The sequence below is a fragment of the Halomonas sp. 141 genome (assembly GCF_002810305.1).
Taxonomy (GTDB): Bacteria; Pseudomonadota; Gammaproteobacteria; order Pseudomonadales; family Halomonadaceae; genus Vreelandella; species Vreelandella stevensii.
Genome location: NZ_PINZ01000163.1, coordinates 1 through 291 on the forward strand (window position 1 = coordinate 1; position 291 = coordinate 291).

Genomic DNA, 291 nt, shown 5'->3' on the forward strand with positions numbered 1-291 from the left:
GGGCGGCATATTCACCGCGTCAACGGTCACTTTCTGGCCACGGAAGGTAGCCTTTTTACCCTGGCAGCCTGGTTATCCAGCTGCCAGGCCAGATTCAAGACACACTGGCCCCGTCAGCATGGCCCTGGCATCGTCCAGCCAGCACCAAATTGCCGAGGGCGAACAGGGTGAACAGCTGCGCCTGGTTCCTGGCCAGCCCCTTGTAGCGCACCTTCCGGTAGCCGAAGAGGTTCTTGATGACATGAAACGGGTGCTCGACCTTGGCGCGGATGCTGGCCTTGGCCTTCTCGA

Annotated in this window: 1 protein-coding gene; it reads right to left on the reverse strand. The window is 60.8% G+C overall.

What is annotated here, in order from left to right; translation table 11 throughout:
- Positions 1–94: 94 nt before the first annotated feature.
- Positions 95–291, reverse strand: a 197-nt coding sequence (locus tag CWI66_RS17830) for a transposase (protein WP_157809018.1), incomplete at its 5' end; no start/stop codon positions are given.